This is a genomic window from Candidatus Burkholderia verschuerenii (assembly GCF_001189365.1).
Lineage (GTDB): Bacteria > Pseudomonadota > Gammaproteobacteria > Burkholderiales > Burkholderiaceae > Caballeronia > Caballeronia verschuerenii.
Genome location: NZ_LFJJ01000057.1, coordinates 22565 through 28983, shown reverse-complemented (window position 1 = coordinate 28983; position 6419 = coordinate 22565). Strand labels below are relative to the sequence as shown.

Annotated in this window: 7 protein-coding genes; all 7 read left to right on the top strand. The window is 59.1% G+C overall.

The genetic code is table 11. From position 1 onward, the window contains the following. The first annotated feature begins 581 nt into the window (after positions 1–581). The 7 genes from BVER_RS12630 to BVER_RS12605 are packed head-to-tail and all read left to right on the top strand — an operon-like array spanning position 582 to position 6404. Complete coding sequence (locus BVER_RS12630) at positions 582–1952, top strand: lysine N(6)-hydroxylase/L-ornithine N(5)-oxygenase family protein (RefSeq protein ID WP_050453588.1); 1371 nt, start codon at positions 582–584, stop codon at positions 1950–1952. Continuing rightward, entirely contained in the window at positions 1949–2281 is a 333-nt protein-coding gene (locus BVER_RS33760) for a hypothetical protein (RefSeq protein WP_050453587.1), read from the top strand. The genes BVER_RS12630 and BVER_RS33760 overlap by 4 nt, the downstream gene beginning before the upstream one ends. Then, positions 2227–3165: an MFS transporter gene (locus BVER_RS12620; protein ID WP_232316520.1), complete on the top strand. Its 939-nt coding sequence runs from the start codon at positions 2227–2229 to the stop codon at positions 3163–3165. The genes BVER_RS33760 and BVER_RS12620 overlap by 55 nt, the downstream gene beginning before the upstream one ends. Next, entirely contained in the window at positions 3155–3307 is a 153-nt protein-coding gene (locus BVER_RS33755) for a hypothetical protein (RefSeq protein WP_232316519.1), read from the top strand. Before BVER_RS12620 ends, BVER_RS33755 begins: the two co-directional genes overlap by 11 nt. A 3-nt stretch (positions 3308–3310) precedes the next feature. Then, positions 3311–3751 (top strand): GNAT family N-acetyltransferase, encoded by a 441-nt coding sequence (locus tag BVER_RS12615; RefSeq protein ID WP_232316518.1) that lies wholly within the window; start codon positions 3311–3313, stop codon positions 3749–3751. A 23-nt stretch (positions 3752–3774) separates the two neighbouring features. Further along, positions 3775–5655, top strand: coding sequence for an IucA/IucC family protein (locus BVER_RS12610; protein WP_370444237.1), 1881 nt, complete (start codon positions 3775–3777; stop codon positions 5653–5655). 2 nt (positions 5656–5657) lie between these two features. Continuing rightward, entirely contained in the window at positions 5658–6404 is a 747-nt protein-coding gene (locus BVER_RS12605) for a siderophore ferric iron reductase (RefSeq protein ID WP_050453585.1), read from the top strand. Positions 6405–6419 lie beyond the last annotated feature (15 nt).

Sequence of the window (6419 nt, the reverse complement as noted above, 5' to 3'; positions counted from 1 at the left end):
TACCCGGAACAATGGACTCCAGTCGTCCCCATATCTCATCGGTCAGCAACATTCGACTCATCTTGATCGCTTACGCAAAAGATGAGATGTAAACACATTTCTTCAAATGTGAACAGAGCCTAGCAAAGCTTGGCGTCATCCGATAGCTCGAACCGCTCTCGATCACGCGCAACGCCGATAGCGCAAGGCTGTCGGCGCATTTCCGGTCTTTACAATCCCTCGAACGCGAAAGGGTTTTCCAAACGAGCATTCCGAACAATTTATCGGATCTCGTCCGCGCCATTTTTTCTCCGCTAATACCGCTTGAATCCCGATCGCGCGTGGGTCCGCGCTTTGCTATCGGCTCCATCTTCGAACGCGACATTTTGTTCGTTATCCCGATGGATTGAAGAATTACGCTTGCCTTCGTCTGCCTTCTTTCCTATGATTTGCAAACGCGAATCAATCTCATTTACACAAATCACATCAACACGGATCGTCACGACGACGATCAGCCGTGCGGTATTGCACGCCCTTCCAGGCTTCGTTTATCGATGAGGTATCTGAACATGGTCCTGTCCGGCCCAGGTAGAACTAACTTCATGTCCGAGCCGAGCACGCGCATCGAGCGGCGTGCGTCGAGGCCGCCCGTGCTCGACTTCGTGGCCATCGGTCTCGGGCCGTTCAATCTCAGTCTCGCGTGTCTGGCCGAGCCGATCCGCGATCTGCGCGGCGTATTTCTCGAGCGCAACGAGGATTTCGACTGGCATCCGGGCATGCTGATCGACGACACCACGCTGCAAAACCCTTTCCTTGCGGACCTCGTCAGTCTTGCCGATCCGAAAAGCAAGTTCAGCTTTCTCAACTACTGCAAACAGGAAGGCAAGCTCTATGCGTATTACATCCGCGAGCGCTTTTATCTGAGCCGCGCGGAGTACAACCGTTACTGCAAATGGGCGATACGTCAGTTGACGAGCATCGCGTTCGGCTCGGATGTGCAGCGCATCGAGTATGACGATGACGAATGTCATTACATCGTGAGCGGACGTCATGTGCGCACGGGGCAGGCGTTCGTGCATCGCGCGGCGCGACTGGTGATCGGAGTGGGATCGGTGCCGCAACTGCCCGCGTGCTGCGACGAGATACGCGATCGCTGCATCCATAGCGCGCATTACACCGCGCAGAAAACAGCCTTGCAGCAGAAGCGATCGATTGCCGTCATCGGCAACGGACAAAGCGCCGCGGAGATCTTTCACGATCTGCTCAAGTCGAGCGACGAGCACGATTACTCGCTGACGTGGATCACGCGCTCGCCGCGCTTCTTCCAGATGGAGAACACCAAGCTCACGCTCAAGATGATCTCGCCCGATTACATCGACTACTTCTATAACCTGCCGGAAAGCGTGCGCGAGAGCATCATCGCCAAGCAGGACAGCTTGTATAAAGGCGTAAACGCATCGCTGATCAATCAGATTTACGATCTGCTCGACGATTGCCGCAGTCGCAGTCGCGGACGCAACGACGCGCGCCTCATCACCAATTCGGAACTGACGCACTGCCATCACGACACGGTGGACGATCGCTTTCATCTGCGATTCGTGCAGCGCGACGAAGGCGTGCAGTACACGCACGTCACCGATGGCGCGATCTTCGCCACCGGTTATGCGCAGAACGTGCCGCGTTTTATCGACGGCATACGCAAGCGGATTCGCTGGGACGACAAGGGCCGCTATCGCCTGTCGCGCAACTATGCGATCGACGTGAACGAGCGCGATATCTTCGTGCAGAACGCGGGCATGCATAGTCACGGACTCACGAATCCCGACCTCGGTATGAGCTGCTACCGCAACTCGTGCATCCTGCGCGAATTGACCGGCGTCGAGCATTACAAGATCGAGCGGCGGATCGCGTTGCAGGACTTCTCCGTGCCCGACACCGATGCGTTCGTGAAAGCGCCGATGGAGGCGCAATGAACCTGCGCAATACCATCATCACAATGACGACTTTCGCCGTCGTCAGCGATGCGATCCTGATTCCGTTCTACCCGCAATTTTTCGCCGCGCGCTATGGCGTGACGAGTCCGGTTCATGCGGGCGCGTATGTCGCGTTTATCTCCATCGTCGTGATGCTCACGCTGCCGCTGTGGGCACGCGTCGCGAAGCGTCTCGATGCGATGCATCTGCTGGTCTATACGCAATGCGCGGCGGGCGTGCTGTCGATTGCGAGCTACTTCGCGCCGACGGTCGATTGTTCTGGGTGCTGTCGCTCGCGATGTTCATGTGCAAGAGCAGCTACCTGCTGATGTATCCGTACATGATGCGGCTCGAAGCGAAGGAATCGCATGCGCATACGATCGGCGTGCTGTCGGTGGTCGTGCACTTCGGCGCGATTGCAGGCGTGGTGGCGGGCGGCTTCGTGATGCAGGTCTGGAACGCGCACGACTGCATCTTCGCGATGGCGGCAGGCGATTTCATGCAGATGTTCATCTGCATGGGACTGATCCGCTCGCATCGTATCGCTCGCCGTTGCCGCTTCGCCGATGATTCACAACACGCCACCACGCGCCCGAGTCTGCGCGATCGTCTGCCGATTCTGCGCCTTGCGATGCTGATGCTCGCCTTCGATTTCTGCGTCTATCTAATTCGCCCATTCATGTCGTCGTACTGGCAATCGGTGACGGGCAAGCCCGGCGAACTCGTGCCCGGCCTCGTATTCGCCATACCCGGCATGGTCGCGCTGATCGCACTGCGTCTCAACAAGCGCATCGCGGAACGCGGCAAGCGCCTGCCGGATCATATGATCGCGAATCTGTTGTTGTGCACAGCCGGCATGTTGCTGCAAGGCGTGGAAGCGCCACTGTGGATCGTCGTCGGCCGCGTAATGTTCGGCTGGGCGCTGTTCCAGATCGTCGTCAAGCTCGATGTGACGATGTTCTCGCTCAGCACGCCCGCTTCGTATGCGGCCGATTACAGCATCGTCAATTTCTTCCAGAACGTCGGCGTTTTGCTCGCGTCGTTTGCCGCCGGTGCGATCGTCGATGAAACCGGTTTGCGCGCGCCGTTCTTCGTGGCATCGGCGGGACTCGTGCTGACTGCGTTGATCAGCGCATGGCTGCTCGACCGGCCGTGCGCCGATGTGCTCGCCACCCCGCTCGCCGATACAGGAGTGACCGCCCGTGCGAACTGATATTGCCGCTTATGAAATCGCCTTGCTGGATGCGCCGTCGCGCGCCGTGCATGAAGATGGTTTTCATATCCGTCCGCTCGATGCCCAGCGCGATGCGCACACCTTGCATCGCTGGTTTATCGAAGAACGGGCCGCGTTCTGAAATATGCGCGACTGGTCCGTGAATCAGGTTGCGGCGTTCTATCAGAATATCGTCGATTCGCAACACGCCGACGCGTGGCTCGCTTTGCAGCATGGCGAACCGGCGTTTCTCATCGAGACCTACGATCCGGCACATGAAGAAGTCGGCGAGCATTACGCGCCGCGTCCGGGCGATCTCGGCATGCACCTCTTCGTCGGTCCGGCGACGACGCCTGTCTCCGGATATACGCAAAACGTATTCCGCGTGCTCATGACGTTCATGTTCAAACGGCTGCATGCACAGCGCATCGTCGTGGAACCGGATGCGCGCAATACGCGTATTCATGCGCTCAATCGTGCGATGGGCTTCGTCTACTGGAAAGACGTGCCATTCCGCGACAAGACCGCATCGCTCGCATTTTGTACCCGAGCCGATTTTTTTCGAAGAATTCAGAAGGATCACTAATCAGATTGAGGGATTGATCGACCATGAAGACCAACGCCAACCAAGCATCGATGCAACACACACTGCTCGCGCCCGATCAGGCTGCCTTCCATCTCACGCCCGACGTCTGGGCGCACGCGAATCGCATGCTGGTGCGCAAAGCGATTGCGGAGTATGCGCATGAACTGATCGTCGAACCGCGTCGCATCGACGATGCATCCGACGAAGGTTACGCGCGCTACGAACTGAAATCCGACGACGGCTCGCGCACCTATACCTTCGATGCGCGCATGCTCGCCTTGCGTCATTGGAGCATTCGCCCGGAGAGCATCGTCTGCACGCAGGACGACACGACACAGCCGCTCGACGCGCTCGCCTTTATCCTCGATGTGAAAGCGCGACTCGGCATCCGCGAAGACAATCTGCCGATCTATCTCGACGAGATCAGCAGCACGTTGTACGGCGCGGCGTACAAGCAGGTCAAGGATGGTCCCGATACGCCCGCGCTCCTAAGCGCGGATTTCCAGTCCATCGAAACCGCGATGAGCGAAGGGCATCCGGGCTTCGTCGCCAATAACGGTCGACTCGGCTTCGATGCAGGCGACTATCGCGCGTTTGCGCCGGAAGCGGCATCGGTGATCCAGGTCGTATGGCTTGCGGTCCACAAAGAGAATGCCGCGTTCCACAGCTCGGACGATCTCGACTACGCGCAACTCATGGACGAAGAACTGGGTGCGTCGACCATCGCGCATTTCCGTTCGATCGTCGAGGCGCGCGACTGCGACTTCGACGACTATCATCTGATGCCCGCGCATCCGTGGCAGTGGTTCAACAAGCTGTCCATCGCGTTTGCATCGTATGTCGCGACGAACCGCATCATCTGTCTGGGATATGGCGACGATCGTTATCTCGCGCAGCAATCGATCCGCACCTTTTTCAACGTGTCGAATCCGACCAAGCGTTATGTAAAGACCTCCCTGTCGATTCTCAACATGGGCTTCATGCGCGGTCTCTCGCCCTACTACATGTCGGGCACGCCCGCGATCAACGACTACATCAAAGGCCTCGTCTCCGACGATCCTTATCTGCGCGGCAAAGGCTTCACGATTTTGCGCGAAGTGGCGTCGCTTGGTTTCCGCAACCGCTACTACGAGAGCGCGGTGCAAGCGGATAGCCCGTATAAGAAGATGTTTTCCGCGCTATGGCGTGAACATCCGCTGTCGCTCGCGGGCAAGGATCAGCGTCTGATGACGATGGCCGCGCTGCTGCATACCGATCGCAACGGACGCGCGCTGCTGCCCGCGTTGATCGAGGCATCCGGTATCGGCGCACAGGCGTGGCTCGATCGCTATCTGGATGCTTACCTCGCGCCGCTGGTGCATTGCTTCTATACGCACGATCTCGTCTTCATGCCGCACGGCGAGAATCTCATTCTCGTGATGGAAAACCATGTGCCGGTGCGCGCGATCATGAAGGACATCGCCGAGGAATCCGCGATTCTGAACAAGGACGCAAAGCTGCCGGAGAACGTCAAGCGCCTCGCGGTAGATGTGCCCGAGCACGTGAAACTGCTTGCGATCTTCATCGACGTGTTCGACGGCTTCTTCCGCTATGTCAATCAGATTCTGGTCGAACACGGCTGCTGCACCGAAGACGATTTCTGGAACGCCGTGGCGCGCTGCGTCGCGCGCTATCAGGATGCGCATCCGCAACTGGCGCAGAAGTTTGCCGAGTACGACATGTTCGCGCCGGAGTTCCTGCATTCGTGTCTGAACAGACTTCAATTGGGCAATAACCTGCAGATGGTGAATCTCGCGGACCCGGCCGCCAATCTGAAGATGGCGGGCAATCTGCGCAATCCGCTGGCGGGCCGTCGCGACGTATTGCGTTCGCAGCAGCGCACGGCTGAAGTTGTCGAGGCATGAGTATGGCGGCGAACCGCGCGCTGCAAGATCTGCTGCGGCTCGCCGCGCAACTCGTGCCGGGATTGAAGGGCGTCGTGCATGCGCAATGTGACGACACGAACAATCGCGCGTCGTTGAAGGCTTTGCTCGCGCACTGGTCCGGCGCTTATCCCGAAGCGGGCCGCGCTTACTGGTCGTCGCGCTGTTGTGGCATTTTGATCTGGCAGCCGGTTTATCTGAGCGTGACCGGCGTGCATGCGGCGCGCGCGTCGCTATCGTTGCAGCACGTGTCGCAGCCGATCGATGACGGATGGACACGCGAAGTCCGCCTGCCCGATCACGCGCCGCAGCAAGGCGACGAATGCGCATTGATCGCGCACTCGGCAAGCGAGATCGCCACTTGCTGTGCGCGGATACACGCCGACCTGATGCCCGTCATCCGCCTCAATCCGGCGATGGTTCGCGGCACGCTCGCCGATGTCGTGCTCGCCGCGCTGCTCGCGGCACGCAAGGCGCATTCCGAATGGAACGATGTGCACATGCAGGCGCTCGGCGCTCGATGGCTCGCGGCGCTCGACATCGAAGGCTGCGGCGGCTATTTCAGCTTCGAGCGAAGCGACGGTACGCACGCCATCGCGCTCGACAGACAGACCTGCTGCTATCACTACCGGCGTCGCGACGGCGTCATGTGCAGCACGTGCCCGCGCTTCGCGAAGCACGAACGCATCGTGCGTCTGAACACGGAACGGGACGCCGCGCTCGAAGCCTGATCGCAGCCGGGCGGC